1 pseudogene is annotated in these 216 nt (G+C 66.7%); it reads left to right on the forward strand.

What is annotated here, in order from left to right:
* A pseudogene (locus G5A07_RS22025) lies at positions 1-216 on the forward strand (asparagine synthetase B); the annotation flags it as partial.

Genomic DNA, 216 nt, shown 5'->3' on the forward strand with positions numbered 1-216 from the left:
GTACAACCACGATGCCCTGCGCGAGCGGTTGCGCCGGGCCGGACACGAGTTCCGCACCCGCAGCGATACCGAGGTGGTCCTGCACGCCTATCTGCAATGGGGCGAGCGTTGTTGCGAGTACCTGACCGGGATGTTCGCCTTCGCCGTCTTCGATGGCCGCGACGGCCACCTGCTGCTGGTGCGCGACCGCCTGGGCATCAAGCCGCTGTATTACGC

The organism is Stenotrophomonas sp. AS012628, assembly GCF_010608305.1.
GTDB classification, from domain to species: domain Bacteria; phylum Pseudomonadota; class Gammaproteobacteria; order Xanthomonadales; family Xanthomonadaceae; genus Stenotrophomonas; species Stenotrophomonas geniculata.